Below are 14,562 nucleotides of genomic sequence, written 5' to 3' on the forward strand. Positions count from 1 at the left end.
TTTTAGTGTAAGCTTGGTGGAAAACCTTGATTCACAATTGTCATGACTGTAAAGAAGCCAAAAACAGCAAATGTACCAAAGTTAAAAAGAACTCCTAGCACATTCTTTTCTTTAAAAGCTTGGACAGTGCCGATTACAGCTAAAATTGTAACAAGTCCAAAAATAACCATTAATAAGTTCATGAAAGACACTCCTTTCGACATCAGAAAATGAATGCCGCTTTGCATATTCCTCTTCTATTGTAATTGTATTCATCATCTTTGTCGAGTGAAAAAAGTTACGAATAATTGAACAAAGAATAGGAAATCGTTTAATATAATAGAGAGGTGATTAATATTTTAAATGTAAGAACTTATCCACTAGGTTTTATACAAACCAATTGTTATGTTGTATCTAATTCTTCTAAACAATGTTTAATTTTTGATCCAGGAGGAGATGGAGATAAATTAATACATGAACTAAATCGTTTGAATTTAAAGCCGATAGCGATTTTGTTAACACATGCACATTTCGATCACATTGGCGCATTAGATCAGATACGAGATAAGTATAAAATCCCAGTATACATCCATGAGGCTGAGAAAAAGTGGCTGAACGATCCTACTAAAAATGGTTCTAGCAAATATGCGGAAATCCCATCTATTTCTTGCAAGGATGCGGATATTATTTTAACGAATGAATCTCAAATAGAAATAGGGGACTTTTCATTCCAAATACTCCATACACCTGGCCATTCACCAGGCAGTTTAACTTTTTACTTTGGGGATGACTCATTTGCTATTGTAGGAGATACACTTTTTCAAAATAGTATAGGAAGAACAGATTTACTAGGTGGGAATAATGCGGAATTAATAAAATCCATTCATTCCAAGTTATTAACGTTACCGGAAACAACTATAGTATACCCTGGACATGGGGCATCAACTACTCCTGAAGATGAGATGGAAAATAATCCATTTATAAATGGGTTTTAATAAAATGAATACACAAAAAAGCAGCTCAATAATTGAGCTGCTTTTATGGTGAAAATTAATGTCCTGCGCCTGGTACATGAATAAACGTAGTATAGTATGTAAAACCAGCGAAGAAGAACATTAAGTAAGCTCCGAAGATGTACATATACATACGTTCAGAAAGGTTTAAGAAGCCTAAAAGAAGGAAAATTCCTGTATTTGCTAAAAATAGTAAAGAAGCTTCTGTCATATCACCTAAATAAAACATAACTGCAAAAATCCCTGTCCAGAAAGCCATCACTTTATACATATTGCCCATTTGTAGTCCCTCCTTTTGCAACGACACAAATATTCTCCTATTCATTATAAATGAAAGAGTTCATACATGTAAACCGAATATTATCTTTCTAATGTTATTAAGCCACACATTGTCACAAAAATGTGTATTTTATCAACTTGTTGATTAACATTTAATTGTTAGTTTGACCTCTGTATGGAGAAGATATACTCAACAATTAAATTTAGAACCATTATAGAACTTCTACTTCCTATATGCAATTTTTACACTGGACAATCATCTTATCATTCGGCTGGAAGTATAAATTGAGAGTGGCCAGGTGCACCTTTCATTATAAAAGGAGTGGCAACATGAGAGAAACAAAATACAAAAGCAAAAAGATAGAGCTAGATGGACATGTTTTTGATTCAAAAGCAGAAGCAAGATATTACGAACTACTGAAGTTAAAACAAACGAATAAGAGATATTATTTATCAAATTGCATGCAAGCTTAAAAAGAAAGAGAAGTTACATCGAAAAAATTTATATGTAGACAACTTTGAGATTCATCATCTGGACGGATCAATTGAGACAGTAGATGTTAAGGGGTTCGAAACTACAGACTTTGCAATTAGAAGAAAACTCTTTGAAAGGAAATATCCGCACAAGTTATCAATTCTGGCATTCTCACGAATTGATGTTGGATGGATTGAAATCGATAAATTGAAAAAAGCTAGACGTGAACGGAAAAAGGCAAAGGTTTCCCAGAAGTCCTAGACAAAAATTGTGAATAAAAAAATGAACTGCACCTGGAGGACAGTTCAATTAATAGGTATTATTTTGCATTTTTTAGAGGGGAAATGACATTGTTATAAAAAAATCTTTCCCATTTAGCTAACAAACTGTTCCCATTTTTTCCAAGTTGTATTTCAATCTCGTGATTCCTATGGAATGCTTTAACGCGCTCACTATGCTCCTTTTGGCGTTGATGCAAAGTGTTGTGGTTCATTTTTCGTCCCTCCTTCAGTAATTAATTTAATTATATGGATAGAAACCATGAATTAAAAGTGATTCAAATAATAAAATGTTTGCTTTTATTAAATTCCTTACCACTTGAGAGAGCTGAATAGCATTTACACATCCATAATATTATTTATCTCTACTTGCTATTCATGCTATCGAAGCGTATAAAAGTTACTCAAAAAAAGTTTTGAATTTAGGAAAACTGTTCAAACATACAATTTTTTATTAAAAGAAGATGCCAAAGTAAAGTTGGACTCATTTGTAGAATATATAAAAGAAGTTGAAAATGTACTTTTAAAAGTAATGACTCAAGAAAGTTATTCGATCAATCACGATAATAGTATAGTTAAAGAACTATAAGATGAAATTATTACTATGATAAAAAAACAAATGATTTAATAAGAAGAAAACATGACAACAACATGACAAGCAAGTTGCAAAATAAGAAAACATAATAATAATTGAAACAAAGAGAGTACGTGCACGCTTGTGGTGGTGTGGTAATATACAAACTTCATATATTTATATAAGGCGCTCACGATTTGTGGATGTCTTTTTATATTCTATTAGAAGGATTTTCACCTTCTTTGGCGAATGTTGTCAGATGGAGGTGTAAAATGGATAATGAAAATGTAATTTTAGGTCCTTTAAAAGAGGTATTTAATAATATGGGCATACAACTTATTAGTTTTGGGGTCACAATTGTAATCGCATATGTCGTTACTTTCTTAATTTTAAGAGTAGTGAAAGTCCCTGCTCCTTTAACAAAATTTATTTCACTTATGACTACTTTGATAGTAATGTATTATGCTTATAAACAAATATTTTTAGCTTGATTTGCGCCATCATTTAGGTGGTGCTTTTTCTATGTATAATAAACGGGGGTGGCAGGTGATGTGACATGATTAACTGGAATAAAATAAAATTAGAGTGGGAAACCACAAAAATTACTTTAGTAGCTCTTGCAGACAGATGTGACATAAAGCTCGCTACATTAAAGAGTAGTAAAAGTCGTGAAACTTGGGTAAGAAGTGCACATAAAAAAGATGCAACTAAAACGAAAAAGGTTGGAACTATTTCAAAGAAGGATACAACTAACTTAGAAGAAGAAATTCCCTCATTAGATGAGCTAGTCGAAAAGTTAGGTATTAGCGAAAAGCAAAGCCTGTTCTGCATTTATTAATTAAAGTCATTCAATGCTACGCAAGCTGCTATTAAGGCTGGATATGCAAAAGATAGTGCTCATGTAGAAGGTAGTCGTCTGCTAAGAAACGCTAAGGTCGCAGAAGAAATCAGAAGAATTAAAGGTGAGATGCGACAAGGTTTATTTATAGATGCTATGGATGTGCTAGATAAATATATCAAAATAGCCTTTGCTGACATAACGGAGTATACCACTTTCGGAAGAAAAGAATTCCCTTTTAATAGGTATTTTGGTCCGATAAAAGATGAAGATGGAAACGAACTCACTCATGAGATAACTATGTCGCCTTCAAAGAATCATCTATGGTGGATGGCTCAATAAATACAGCGGTGAAACAAGGTAAAGATGGTGTATCTATAAAACTTGCCTACAAAATGAAAGTATTAGATAAACTATATCCATTTCCAGACAAGTGCCAACGTGAAGTAGAAGAAGAGAAACTCAAAATAGCTCATCATAAAACTTTTGGCGCTAATGAGTCAGAAGATTATGAGGATGATGGTTTCAACGAAGCTTTTAATGCAACTACTTCGGAGGTGTAGGGCATTGACAACACTAACTCCTAAGAATCCTAAAACAAGATTTTATGATAAATTTGGTGTTACAGAAGTTCGATTGTGGTACAAAACGCATGACAAGTCCATTCCTGAAAAGCTGAACCTTGAAAACAGTATTGAATCATAGACTAAAAAGCCAATTTTTTAAGAAACAATATAGAAACGAAGTAAGATTGATGATGCGTAATAGAGAGATAGCAAATGGACTAAATAAATCTAACCCTAACCTTACTTTTGAAGAATTTTTAGAGAAAAAACAAAAGGTTTACAAATTACAAGGCGAAAATGCATTCAAAGATATCATTAGAAGTTCAAAGACAACTAATAAACGTGTAGATAAATCATTAGGATTGGAGGAATAATAATGTTTGATTATACTATTTGTAATCAAGCCGATGAGAAGATTTATAATAAACAGTGTCTGGCACTGGAAAAGAATATTCCTGACATCAAGAAAGGTGAAAGATTAATTGATGTCGATGGAAGCGAAGTTCGAACATATTTATTGCAAGGATCAGAGATAAGTGTTCACAATGATTATTATATTAATGCAGTATATATAAAATCTGAAATTGAATTAAGGCAGTATTTTTAAAGGCACCTAACCTAACAAGTTGAGTGCTTTTTATTATGTCTAAGAGGTGGTGGTGAACTTGCGTTTTCAGAAGTCAAATTCGAGAAAGGTTTCAAACAAAGTATGATACTGAAAAAGGCGAGTATGAAGAGAAGTTAAAAGAATCAACTTTCAGTGCATTAAAGTTTGGCACTCGCAAGAAAAGTCCATGATGATGAAATGACAATCGACCATATTGACAAATTCTTAATTGAATTAGATGCAGAAGGCAAGGTTACAAAAGTTTTGGATGAGCGATTAAAAACACTGAAAGAATCGAAGCATTTTTTGTTTGTTCCTGAAGGTCAACAGACAACAATTATCGGGAGAGTTATCCCATCACTAAGTAACAATGACTACGGCAAACAATTTGCCGAAGAACGCTCGAAAGGTAATGAAGGGTTAGACCCAGCGCGAAAAACTTATTTTTAATGTGAAGAAAAAATGAATGAGTAAATTTGTAGAAACAATGTACACGAATAAAAAAGAAATCTTAAAGTTTCCATATCATTAAGTGAATGTTGCGGTTGCAACGTATTACCAAAATAACCCTTCCAATGCGATTCTGTATTTAGGGGCTACACTTTTCCCAGCTATGAAACAACTGGGATTAGATTTATCTTTGATTAAAGGATCTAACGGATTAAAATGCAATTCACGAGTGAATTAATAGAATATTTAATTAAAACTCTTTCATTCTTTTTCTTTTCCAAGTATACTTGTGTTGTACAAGCTGTAAGCGGTCGCAACTTGTAACTGGAGAAAGGAAAAATGAATGCAACAAATAGAAAATATTGTAGAACAAAAATCTCTTCAATTATTAAAGAAGGCACATGGATTTGGTGCTTCTGATTTGCACATGATTCCAAACGAAGAGAATTATTTATATTATTTTAAGAAAAATTCTCAAATGTTTGAAGCAGGGAAGCTTCCCCTGAACATGGGTGAACGTATTATTTCATACTTCAAGTTTTTATCCTCTCTTGATATCAGCGAAAAAAGAAAGCCACAAAGTGGTTCATTTCAACAGAATTTCAACTCACAAAAATTTTCATTTCGTGTATCTACATTACCATCCATTTTTGGAAAAGAATCATTAGTAATTCGTCTCCAACAACATGACAATGCCAAACTCTTACATTCCTTATCTTTATTTCATGATGCTTCCGATAAAATAGTAGAACTTGCAAATTATCGACAAGGATTGATACTTTTTGTTGGTCCCACAGGATCAGGGAAGTCTACTACGATGTATTCTCTTACAAAATATTGTTCTGAAAATTTGAATAGACATGTTATTTCCCTCGAGGATCCGGTTGAAAATAGTCAGTCTCATCTATTGCAAATTCAAGTGAATGAGCGTTCTGGAGTTACGTATGCATCTGGTTTGAAAGCAATTTTACGACATTCACCAGATGTTATTATGATTGGTGAGATTCGTGACGAAGATACTGCGAAAGCTGCTATCCAAGCGGGTTTAACTGGTCATCTTGTTGTTTCCACAATTCATGCAAAAGATGCGGTAGGCTCATTGTACAGAATGATGGATCTTGGTATTTCTTTAGATGAATTGAAACAATCAGTTATTGGTATAGTTACACAAAGACTTGTGACAGTCTCCCTTTCCAAACAACCAGAGTTATCAGCTATTTTTGAAATTATTTCTGGTGAATTTCTTTCAGAAGCATTGTATTCACTGATGACTGGAAGAGACTTTCAAATACCTTATTCTTTAACACTTTCTTATCAAATAGAGAGAGGGGTCAGAGAAGGTGTTATTCCAAAAAGTTAGGTACTACTTTGCGCGGAAAGAGGAAAGCATTCCAATAAATGTACAATCCTCTTTTTTGAAAAGATTGAGCGATCTGTTAAAAGAAGGATATACATTTCATGAATCGGTCTCAATGTTATTACCCTTTCATGTGAAGAAATCGGAACTAATCATTCAAAGAGTGATTGAGGTGCATAAAAGCGGTTCCGATGTTTCAGAAGTGTTTAAGTTGCTTGGTTTTCCTAAACGGTTAATTCTACCTATTAGCCTAGCTGGTAAACATGGGAATCTCCAAGAAACTGTATCAGTTTTAGGGGTTCAATCAGCTATTTTTGAAAACGCTAGAAAAAGGATGAACACCTTATTAATGTATCCATTGTTTCTTTTTGGTGTCATTTTTTTGTTGTTTACTGTTTTTCGAATATATTTTCTACCTCATATGGAGTCTTTACTAGGTACTAGAAATTCAATAGATACCGGAAGTACTATCGTCTGGACGAATGTATTACTCCAATTGCCAAATTTTTTTTTAATTGGTATCTCAACAATTGTAGTATTAATATTCGCATTTATTTTTGGAATGAGTAAAAGGGATATTAAAACAAGGCTTAATATATATAGCAGAATCCCGATTTTTAATAGTTGGTACTATTTATTCTTAACAAGAGTTTTTTCAAGAGAAATGGGTGGACTAATAGAAAGTGGGATGTCTATCCAACAAGCATTTGATGCACTTGTTTCTCAAAAAGAAAATATGACAATCCAATATATCGCTAATCAAATGAAAGGCAAAATAGTACACGGAGAATCGTTCTCTCAAGCAGCCATGCTATTAAATTATTTTACGGAAGATTTCTATCTGTTTGTTACTCATGGAGAAAATAGTGGCTATCTCGGAAGAGAACTTTCCCTTTACAGTGAATTTTTAACTGAAAGAATTGAATCGAAAATCTCCAAATACTTAAGTATATTACAACCTACACTTTTTATTATTTTGGCTATTTTTATAATAGGTGCTTATTTAGCCATACTTCTACCAATCTACGAAATGATAAATATTGTATAAAAGGAGAGAAAACAGTGTGAAATATTTAAAAAATAGTAAAGGATTTACGCTTATAGAAATGATGATCGTTTTGTTAATTATTTCTGTATTAATTTTAATCGCTATTCCCAATGTTACAAAACATTCTGCATCTATTGATGACAAGGGCTGTAAAGCATTTGCGAAGATGTTGGAAGGACAGGTTGAAGCATATAAAATTGAAAATAAAAAAGTTCCAACCTTAGAAGAGTTGGACAAGGAAGGTTATTTGAAAGGTGATAAAACATGTCCGAATGGCACGGTAGTTAACATCAATCCTAATAATGGAAGTGTGACTATCGAAGGTGAAGTAGCTTCTGGTTCTGATAGTAGTGGAGAATAAATTAAATGAAAAAGGATTTACTTTAATCGAGATGCTACTCGTTTTGGCTATTGTTATGACAATAACATCTTCAGTTATTTTCATTGCTACATCAAAATTTGTGGAAATAGAGGAAAAACGTTTTATCAGACAATTTCAATTGGATGTTCAAAGTATTCAGTCAGTAGCAATTGCTGAAGAAAAATATGCGTATCTCAATTTTTTTAATGGTGGAACAAAATATGTTGCAAAATCCGCTAATACCATTTTATTTGAATCAGAAATGCCAGCTGGATACAGGTTATCTACAGAGAGCAACTTAAAAGAAATTGGTTTTCATCCTAATGGATCAATAAAAGATTTTGGAACCTTAATATTCGAAACAAAGAAAGGGTCTAAAAAAGTAATTTTATATATTGGAAGAGGTAGAATGAATTATGAATAATAATAAAGGTTTTTCACTGCCTGAGACAATCGTTTCATTGGCTGTTATCTTACTAGTGGCAACATCATTGCTTCCGTTATTAAGTAATTTGACTACAAATCTTGAGGAGAAGAGGAGAAAATATATTTCTTCTGTTGTTATGCATGAAGCAATAAAAATGTATATTGCTGAAAACGTTTTTGCTGGAGCAATGCATATCGATAAACTTAAATATACTTTTGCAATCGATGAGAAACAAATTTGTGTTAAATACGAAGGGATGCGAGAGGAGATATCTAATTGCGTTTCAATTTCCTATTGAAAGAAAACAAGGAATCTGGATACACTTTAATAGAAGGTATATTACAACTCTCTGTATTGATGATGTTTTCTCAAATTTTTGCAATTACAGTTGGATGGCTACATAAGATGGAAGAGAATGTGGCAAATCCAACTGAGATAGAGTGGTATCTTTTCTTGCAAGATGTAGAAACTTACTTAAATAATGTAGAAGCAATAATGATACAAAGTGAGGAATTAGGAATTCGTTTTCGGAAAAATGGAGAAGAGTTTGATATAGAACTATATGAAAATTTAATTCGGAAACAAAAAAATAGATTAGGACATGAACAAATGCTACTCAATGTAAAATCTATTTTAACAACTCTCGAAGGAAATTCATTAAATTTTGGTGTTGAGTTTATGAATGGGATAAAAAAGGAGCATACATTTTATGTTACATTTCATTCAGAATGAAAAAGGAGTATTACTTCCTGCTGCAATTTTATTGTTGATAATCGTTTGTTTTTCATTATTTGCTATAACAGCAGCATACCAGTCAAAATATCGAACGTATGATTCGTTGGAATTGAACAATATTAATGCTACTATCATAAGAATAGAAAATTTTACGAGCGCGAAAAATAATCCTGGTATGTAGTGAGATGGTGAATCATGTATAAAGTATATCTAGTTGGTTTTATGGGAAGTGGAAAAAGTGCAGTCGGGAGAAGGCTGAGCTATTTATTAAAAATGCCATATTATGATATGGATAAAGAAATTGTGAAAAATGAAAAAAGGACAATACCTGAGATATTTGAGCAAGATGGTGAAGAGTATTTTCGAAAGATCGAAACAAAGTTCCTTCAAAATTTCCGTAATGAATCCTGTATTATTTCAACAGGAGGTGGAGTTGCGATGAATGATGAAAATATCCGAATCATGCGAAAAACTGGTTTAGTCTTATATTTAGATGCAACCTTTAATGATATTTGGATGAGAGTAAAAAGTGATAAGAATAGACCAATTGTACAGAGCAGTACGAGAGAAGAGTTAGAGCAATTGTATAATAACCGAAGAAAATCGTATAAAAAATCAGCTCATATTACAATCCTTACAGAAAATCGACCTTTAAGACAAATAACAGAATATGCTGGATATCAAGTAAATAGACTGAAAGGCGAATGAAAATAGTGTTTTGAGGTGAAACGTTCGCCTTTTAACTTATTTTAGAAAAGCTATTGCGTCTTTATTTGTTCAATGTTAGGATATAGACAAAGCAAGAGAATTATTACAGATATAGCGGATGAGCATACGGGGAGAGAACGCATTCGATGCGTCGCCGAAGGAGCAAGTAATGAATTTTATGAATCTCTCAGGCAAAAGAACTCGTATAGGACGCAACTCTGGAGAGTGCTTTCGTTTTGTTTCGCGCAAAGCCACCAAAGAGGAAAGCCATTTTGGTAAACTTTCAGGTGCCAGGACAGAGAACCCCCTGTTTTTAATAAAGGGGTTTTTCTGTCCTTTTTTGTGTGAAAAATTAAAAAGGGGGAATTTATTTGTCAGAACAGTTGAAGCGTACACCTCTATTTGAAGATTATGCAACCTATGGAGGGAAAACAATCGATTTTGGTGGTTGGGAATTACCTGTGCAATTTTCTAGTATTAAAGAAGAACATGAAGCAGTAAGAACAAAAGCAGGATTGTTTGATGTTTCTCATATGGGTGAAATTACTGTATCGGGATCACAAAGTGAAGCTTTTTTACAAAAGGTTATGACAAATGATGTTTCCAAACTAGTAATTGGTCAAGCACAATACACAGCGATGTGTTATGAAGATGGCGGTATTGTGGATGATTTATTAGTGTATAAAAAAAATGATAACGATTACTTACTTGTTGTCAATGCTTCCAACATTGACAAGGATTTTGAATGGATGAAGCAAAATGCTATTGACGGAGTGGAATTAGTAAATAAATCAGATGATTATGGATTACTAGCTTTACAAGGTCCACTAGCTCAAAATATTTTACAAAAGTTGACAAACAAAAATCTTGAGGATATTGGATTTTTCCGTTTTGCAGAAAATATCGAAGTAGCTGGAAAAACAGTTCTTATATCTCGTACTGGCTACACAGGTGAAGATGGGTTTGAAATTTATGCAGCAAGCAATGATGTTTCAGACTTATGGAGCAGTATCCTTGAAGCTGGTAAAGAAGATGGGATTCTTCCTTGCGGACTTGGAGCACGTGATACATTACGTTTTGAAGCTTGCCTACCTTTATATGGACAAGAGTTATCGAAAGACATTTCTCCACTTGAAGCAGGTTTAGGATTCGTAGTAAAACTTAAAAAAGAGCAAGATTTCAATGGTAAATCTGTATTGGAGAATCAAAAAGAAAATGGCACTCCTCGAAAAAGTATTGGAATTGAAATGATTGATAAAGGAATTCCTCGTACTGGATATCCAGTGTTCGCCGGCGAACAGCAAATTGGTTTTGTAACGACAGGTACACAGTCTCCTACGTTGAAAAAAAATATTGGTCTCGCATTAATTGACGCAACATTTGCAGAACTTGGTCAAGAATTAGAAGTTGAAATCAGAAATAAACGCTTGAAAGCTGTTACTGTAGCCACTCCATTTTATAAACGGCAAAAATAATTGCAGAAAGAGGTTGTCCATTGATGAAGCATCGTTATTTACCAATGACTGAACAAGATCAAAAGGAAATGTTAGATGTAATCGGCATTTCTTCCGTTGATGAATTGTTTGCAGATATTCCTGAGAAAGTACGATTCAAAGGGGAATATAATATTAAACCTGCGAAAGCGGAGTCAGCTTTATTAAAAGAATTAGCAAACTTGGCAGAAAAAAATGCAGATAGCAAAAAATATGCTTCATTTCTAGGAGCTGGCGTTTACGATCATTTCAAACCGATAATCGTAGATCATGTTATTTCGAGATCAGAGTTTTACACTGCATATACTCCTTATCAACCTGAAATCTCCCAAGGGGAATTGCAAGCGATTTTTGAGTTCCAAACAATGATTTGTGAATTAACAGGAATGGATCTTGCGAACTCATCCATGTATGACGGAGGTACTGCTTTAGCAGAAGCAGGTAACTTAGCGGCAGGTCATACTCGTAGAAAGAAACTTTTAGTTTCAGAGGCTGTCCACCCAGAATATATAGATGTTGTCAAAATGTATGCTAAAGGACAAAATGTAAGTGTTTTAACGATTCCTACAAAAGATGGTGTGACTGATCTTTCGAAGTTAGAAGAACTTGTAGATGAAGAAACAGCTGCAGTAATTGTTCAATACCCTAACTTCTTTGGTCAAATTGAAGATTTAGCTAAAGTAGAACAATTGACACATGAACAAAAAGCGTTATTCATTGTTTCTGCAAACCCTCTTGCACTAGGAGCATTAACTCCTCCTGGTAAGTTTGGAGCAGATATAACTGTTGGAGACGCTCAACCATTTGGAATTTCAGAAGCATTTGGGGGACCACACTGTGGCTTTTTTGCGGTATCTTCAAAATTAATGCGAAAAGTACCTGGTCGTCTAATTGGAGAAACAACAGACGAAGAAGGTCGTCGTGGATTTGTATTAACTTTACAAGCTCGTGAACAACATATTCGTCGTGACAAAGCAACTTCTAACATTTGTTCTAACCAAGCATTAAATGCTCTTGCAGCATCAGTAGCAATGACTGCTCTAGGTAAAAAAGGTGTCAAAGAAATGGCTATTCAAAACATAACAAAGACACACTATGCAAAACAAGCATTTGAAAAAGCAGGTTTTGTTGTACCTTTCCAAGGAAGTCATTTCAATGAAATCGTTGTTAAAGTGAATGGTTCTGTTTCAGATGCCAATAATGCTCTACTAGAAAAAGGTATAATCGGTGGATTCGACTTAGGACGTGTCAATTCTGATCTTAAAAACCATGTGTTAATCGCTGTTACAGAACAACGTACAAAAGAAGAGATAGATGCACTCGTGCAAGAAATGGGGGCTCTTTATGCATAAAGATAATCAACCACTAATTTTTGAAATTACGAAAGAAGGTCGTGTAGGGTATAACCTACCAGAATTAGATGTGCCAGAAGTAGATTTAGCATCTCTTTTACCACAAGGTGTTCTTCGTGAGGAAGAAGCGGATTTACCAGAAGTATCTGAGCTCGATATCATGCGTCACTATACAGCTCTTTCTAATCGTAATCACGGTGTGGATACTGGATTTTATCCTCTAGGTTCTTGTACGATGAAATACAATCCAAAGATAAATGAATCTGTAGCGCGTTTCCCTGGATTTGCTAATATTCATCCGTTACAAGATGAATCATCTGTACAAGGTGCAATGGAGTTAATGTATGATCTACAAGAACATTTAATCGAAATCACAGGTATGGACGAGGTAACACTGCAACCGGCTGCTGGTGCGCATGGTGAATGGACGGCTTTAATGATGATTCGTGCTTTCCATGAAGCAAATGGGGATATTCATCGAACAAAAGTAATCGTACCTGATTCAGCACATGGAACGAACCCAGCATCTGCAACTGTTGCAGGTTTTGAAACTATTACCGTAAAATCTGATGAAAATGGATTAGTAGATTTAGAAGATTTACGTCGAGTTGCTGGTCCAGATACAGCAGCATTAATGCTTACAAACCCAAATACATTAGGTCTATTTGAAGAAAGCATTTTAGAATTAGCTGAAATCATCCACGGTGTTGGTGGTAAATTGTATTATGATGGAGCTAATTTAAATGCAGTTATGTCAAAAGCGCGACCAGGGGATATGGGATTCGACTGTGTTCACTTAAACTTGCATAAAACATTTACAGGGCCTCACGGTGGTGGTGGTCCAGGTTCAGGACCAGTTGGAGTGAAAGCTGATTTAATCCCATTCTTACCAAGCCCAGTACTTGTAAAAGAAGATGATAAATATGTATTTGACTATAATCGTCCACAAACAATTGGTCGCGTAAAGCCATTCTACGGTAACTTTGGAATTAATGTTCGTGCTTATACTTATATTCGTTCCATGGGTCCAGATGGTCTAAAAGCTGTCACAGAGTATGCTGTATTGAATGCAAACTATATGATGAGACGATTGGAAGAATTTTTCGATCTTCCTTATAACCGTCATTGTAAGCATGAATTTGTATTAAGTGGTCGTCGTCAGAAGAAATTAGGTGTTCGTACACTAGATATGGCAAAACGATTACTTGACTTCGGTTATCATCCGCCAACAATCTACTTCCCTCTTAACGTAGAAGAGGGCATGATGATTGAGCCAACAGAAACAGAGTCTAAAGAAACATTAGATGCTTTCTGTGATGCGATGATTCAAATTGCAAAAGAAGTAGAAGAGAATCCAGAAATCGTTCAAAATGCACCACATACGACAGTAATCAATCGCTTAGACGAAACAAAAGCTGCTCGTCAACCGGTATTACGTTATACAAAAGCATAAAATGGAAGTGCGGTCCTGAAAATGGATCGCACTTTTTTATGTTAAATGGCTAATAGCAAGTGCAAATCTCATTACTAATTCATATTCTTGCAATATTGCGAGTAAAGAGTTCTATATTGCGCAATTGATACGCTATGTTGCGAATAAGAGGTAAAATGTTGCGAATTCCAAATACATTGCGAGTAGGCCACAATATATTGCGAATAAGGAGTCTTATATTGCGCAAATGATAGGTAATGTTGCGAGTAATGGATAAAATATTGCGCATTTCAAATACATTGCGCATTCCAAATACATGGTGAGTAGGACACAAAATATTGTGAGTAAGGAGTCCTATATTGCGCAATTGATAGGTAATGTTGCGAGAAATGGATAAAATATTGCGCATTCCAAATACATGGTGAGTAGGCAACAAAATATTTTGAGTAAGGAGTCCTATATTGCGCAATTGATAGGTAATGTTGCGAGAAATGGATAAAATAATGCACATTCCAAATACATTGCGAGTAGGCAACAAAATATTTTGAGTAAGGAGCCTTATATTGCGCAATTGATACGCAAGACTGCGA

The 14,562-nt window shown here is 34.2% G+C and carries 25 protein-coding genes and 1 riboswitch; of the genes, 22 read left to right on the top strand and 3 right to left on the bottom strand.

Features of this window, described 5'->3' with window-relative positions:
• Positions 1-2 precede the first annotated feature (2 nt).
• Entirely contained in the window at positions 3-182 is a 180-nt protein-coding gene (locus tag ACFVR1_RS11325) for a DUF2759 domain-containing protein (protein WP_387584092.1), read from the bottom strand.
• A gap of 153 nt (positions 183-335) precedes the next feature.
• Between ACFVR1_RS11325 and ACFVR1_RS11330 the strand changes: the two genes are divergently transcribed.
• Positions 336-974: an MBL fold metallo-hydrolase gene (locus ACFVR1_RS11330; RefSeq protein ID WP_387584316.1), complete on the top strand. Its 639-nt coding sequence runs from the start codon at positions 336-338 to the stop codon at positions 972-974.
• Between the two features lie 55 nt (positions 975-1,029).
• Here the strand turns inward: ACFVR1_RS11330 and ACFVR1_RS11335 are convergent, their stop codons facing one another.
• Entirely contained in the window at positions 1,030-1,272 is a 243-nt protein-coding gene (locus tag ACFVR1_RS11335; protein ID WP_053588888.1) for a DUF2626 domain-containing protein, read from the bottom strand.
• A 329-nt stretch (positions 1,273-1,601) separates the two neighbouring features.
• Here ACFVR1_RS11335 and ACFVR1_RS11340 point away from each other — a divergent pair, with 329 nt between their 5' ends.
• The gene (locus ACFVR1_RS11340; protein WP_387584093.1) at positions 1,602-1,745 is read left to right on the top strand and encodes a DUF1064 domain-containing protein; all 144 of its coding nucleotides are present in this window, start codon (positions 1,602-1,604) and stop codon (positions 1,743-1,745) included.
• Positions 1,729-2,007: a DUF1064 domain-containing protein gene (locus tag ACFVR1_RS11345; protein ID WP_387584318.1), complete on the top strand. Its 279-nt coding sequence runs from the start codon at positions 1,729-1,731 to the stop codon at positions 2,005-2,007. Before ACFVR1_RS11340 ends, ACFVR1_RS11345 begins: the two co-directional genes overlap by 17 nt.
• 58 nt (positions 2,008-2,065) lie before the next feature.
• On the opposite strand, the gene ACFVR1_RS11350 is transcribed toward ACFVR1_RS11345, so the two are convergent.
• Positions 2,066-2,239: a hypothetical protein gene (locus ACFVR1_RS11350; protein ID WP_387584095.1), complete on the bottom strand. Its 174-nt coding sequence runs from the start codon at positions 2,237-2,239 to the stop codon at positions 2,066-2,068.
• Between the two features lie 631 nt (positions 2,240-2,870).
• Here ACFVR1_RS11350 and ACFVR1_RS11355 point away from each other — a divergent pair.
• The 19 genes from ACFVR1_RS11355 (at position 2,871) to gcvPB (ending at position 13,993) form a co-directional block, all read left to right on the top strand.
• Positions 2,871-3,089 carry a hypothetical protein gene (locus tag ACFVR1_RS11355; protein ID WP_387584097.1) on the top strand — a complete coding sequence of 73 codons (219 nt, stop codon included), beginning with the start codon at positions 2,871-2,873 and terminating at the stop codon, positions 3,087-3,089.
• A 65-nt stretch (positions 3,090-3,154) separates the two neighbouring features.
• Positions 3,155-3,436: a hypothetical protein gene (locus tag ACFVR1_RS11360; protein WP_387584098.1), complete on the top strand. Its 282-nt coding sequence runs from the start codon at positions 3,155-3,157 to the stop codon at positions 3,434-3,436.
• 30 nt (positions 3,437-3,466) lie between these two features.
• Entirely contained in the window at positions 3,467-3,778 is a 312-nt protein-coding gene (locus tag ACFVR1_RS11365; RefSeq protein ID WP_387584319.1) for a terminase small subunit, read from the top strand.
• Entirely contained in the window at positions 3,760-3,999 is a 240-nt protein-coding gene (locus ACFVR1_RS11370; RefSeq protein WP_387584099.1) for a hypothetical protein, read from the top strand. Before ACFVR1_RS11365 ends, ACFVR1_RS11370 begins: the two co-directional genes overlap by 19 nt.
• A 4-nt stretch (positions 4,000-4,003) precedes the next feature.
• Positions 4,004-4,141, top strand: a complete 138-nt coding sequence (locus ACFVR1_RS11375) for a hypothetical protein (RefSeq protein WP_387584101.1) — start codon at positions 4,004-4,006, stop codon at positions 4,139-4,141.
• Between the two features lie 49 nt (positions 4,142-4,190).
• A complete protein-coding gene (locus ACFVR1_RS11380) occupies positions 4,191-4,376 on the top strand; it encodes a hypothetical protein (protein ID WP_387584102.1) in 186 nt (61 codons plus the stop codon).
• Positions 4,377-4,378: 2 nt separating this feature from the next.
• Positions 4,379-4,609, top strand: coding sequence for a hypothetical protein (locus tag ACFVR1_RS11385; protein WP_387584103.1), 231 nt, complete (start codon positions 4,379-4,381; stop codon positions 4,607-4,609).
• Between the two features lie 165 nt (positions 4,610-4,774).
• On the top strand, positions 4,775-5,059 hold the full coding sequence (locus tag ACFVR1_RS11390; protein WP_387584104.1) for a hypothetical protein: 285 nt from the start codon (positions 4,775-4,777) through the stop codon (positions 5,057-5,059).
• Positions 5,060-5,402: 343 nt separating this feature from the next.
• On the top strand, positions 5,403-6,419 hold the full coding sequence (gene comGA, locus ACFVR1_RS11395) for a competence type IV pilus ATPase ComGA (RefSeq protein WP_387584106.1): 1,017 nt from the start codon (positions 5,403-5,405) through the stop codon (positions 6,417-6,419).
• Positions 6,400-7,464, top strand: coding sequence for a competence type IV pilus assembly protein ComGB (gene comGB / locus ACFVR1_RS11400; protein ID WP_387584107.1), 1,065 nt, complete (start codon positions 6,400-6,402; stop codon positions 7,462-7,464). The genes comGA and comGB overlap by 20 nt, the downstream gene beginning before the upstream one ends.
• Positions 7,465-7,480: 16 nt before the next feature.
• Positions 7,481-7,825: a competence type IV pilus major pilin ComGC gene (comGC, locus tag ACFVR1_RS11405; protein WP_387584109.1), complete on the top strand. Its 345-nt coding sequence runs from the start codon at positions 7,481-7,483 to the stop codon at positions 7,823-7,825.
• Positions 7,815-8,249, top strand: coding sequence for a competence type IV pilus minor pilin ComGD (comGD, locus tag ACFVR1_RS11410; RefSeq protein WP_387584110.1), 435 nt, complete (start codon positions 7,815-7,817; stop codon positions 8,247-8,249). The genes comGC and comGD overlap by 11 nt, the downstream gene beginning before the upstream one ends.
• On the top strand, positions 8,242-8,550 hold the full coding sequence (gene comGE / locus ACFVR1_RS11415; protein WP_387584112.1) for a competence type IV pilus minor pilin ComGE: 309 nt from the start codon (positions 8,242-8,244) through the stop codon (positions 8,548-8,550). Before comGD ends, comGE begins: the two co-directional genes overlap by 8 nt.
• Positions 8,529-8,984 (top strand): competence type IV pilus minor pilin ComGF, encoded by a 456-nt coding sequence (comGF, locus tag ACFVR1_RS11420; RefSeq protein ID WP_387584114.1) that lies wholly within the window; start codon positions 8,529-8,531, stop codon positions 8,982-8,984. The genes comGE and comGF overlap by 22 nt, the downstream gene beginning before the upstream one ends.
• Positions 8,962-9,168: a hypothetical protein gene (locus ACFVR1_RS11425; protein ID WP_387584115.1), complete on the top strand. Its 207-nt coding sequence runs from the start codon at positions 8,962-8,964 to the stop codon at positions 9,166-9,168. Before comGF ends, ACFVR1_RS11425 begins: the two co-directional genes overlap by 23 nt.
• A gap of 14 nt (positions 9,169-9,182) precedes the next feature.
• On the top strand, positions 9,183-9,695 hold the full coding sequence (locus ACFVR1_RS11430; RefSeq protein WP_387584116.1) for a shikimate kinase: 513 nt from the start codon (positions 9,183-9,185) through the stop codon (positions 9,693-9,695).
• Positions 9,696-9,813: 118 nt separating this feature from the next.
• Positions 9,814-9,908, top strand: a riboswitch (glycine riboswitch).
• A 158-nt stretch (positions 9,909-10,066) separates the two neighbouring features.
• A complete protein-coding gene (gene gcvT / locus ACFVR1_RS11435) occupies positions 10,067-11,170 on the top strand; it encodes a glycine cleavage system aminomethyltransferase GcvT (protein WP_387584118.1) in 1,104 nt (367 codons plus the stop codon).
• 23 nt (positions 11,171-11,193) lie between these two features.
• Complete coding sequence (gene gcvPA / locus ACFVR1_RS11440) at positions 11,194-12,540, top strand: aminomethyl-transferring glycine dehydrogenase subunit GcvPA (protein WP_387584321.1); 1,347 nt, start codon at positions 11,194-11,196, stop codon at positions 12,538-12,540.
• Complete coding sequence (gene gcvPB, locus ACFVR1_RS11445) at positions 12,533-13,993, top strand: aminomethyl-transferring glycine dehydrogenase subunit GcvPB (protein WP_387584119.1); 1,461 nt, start codon at positions 12,533-12,535, stop codon at positions 13,991-13,993. Before gcvPA ends, gcvPB begins: the two co-directional genes overlap by 8 nt.
• Positions 13,994-14,562: the final 569 nt, after the last annotated feature.

Origin of the sequence: Psychrobacillus sp. NPDC058041, assembly GCF_042885655.1 — a bacterium.
Taxonomy (GTDB): Bacteria; Bacillota; Bacilli; order Bacillales_A; family Planococcaceae; genus Psychrobacillus.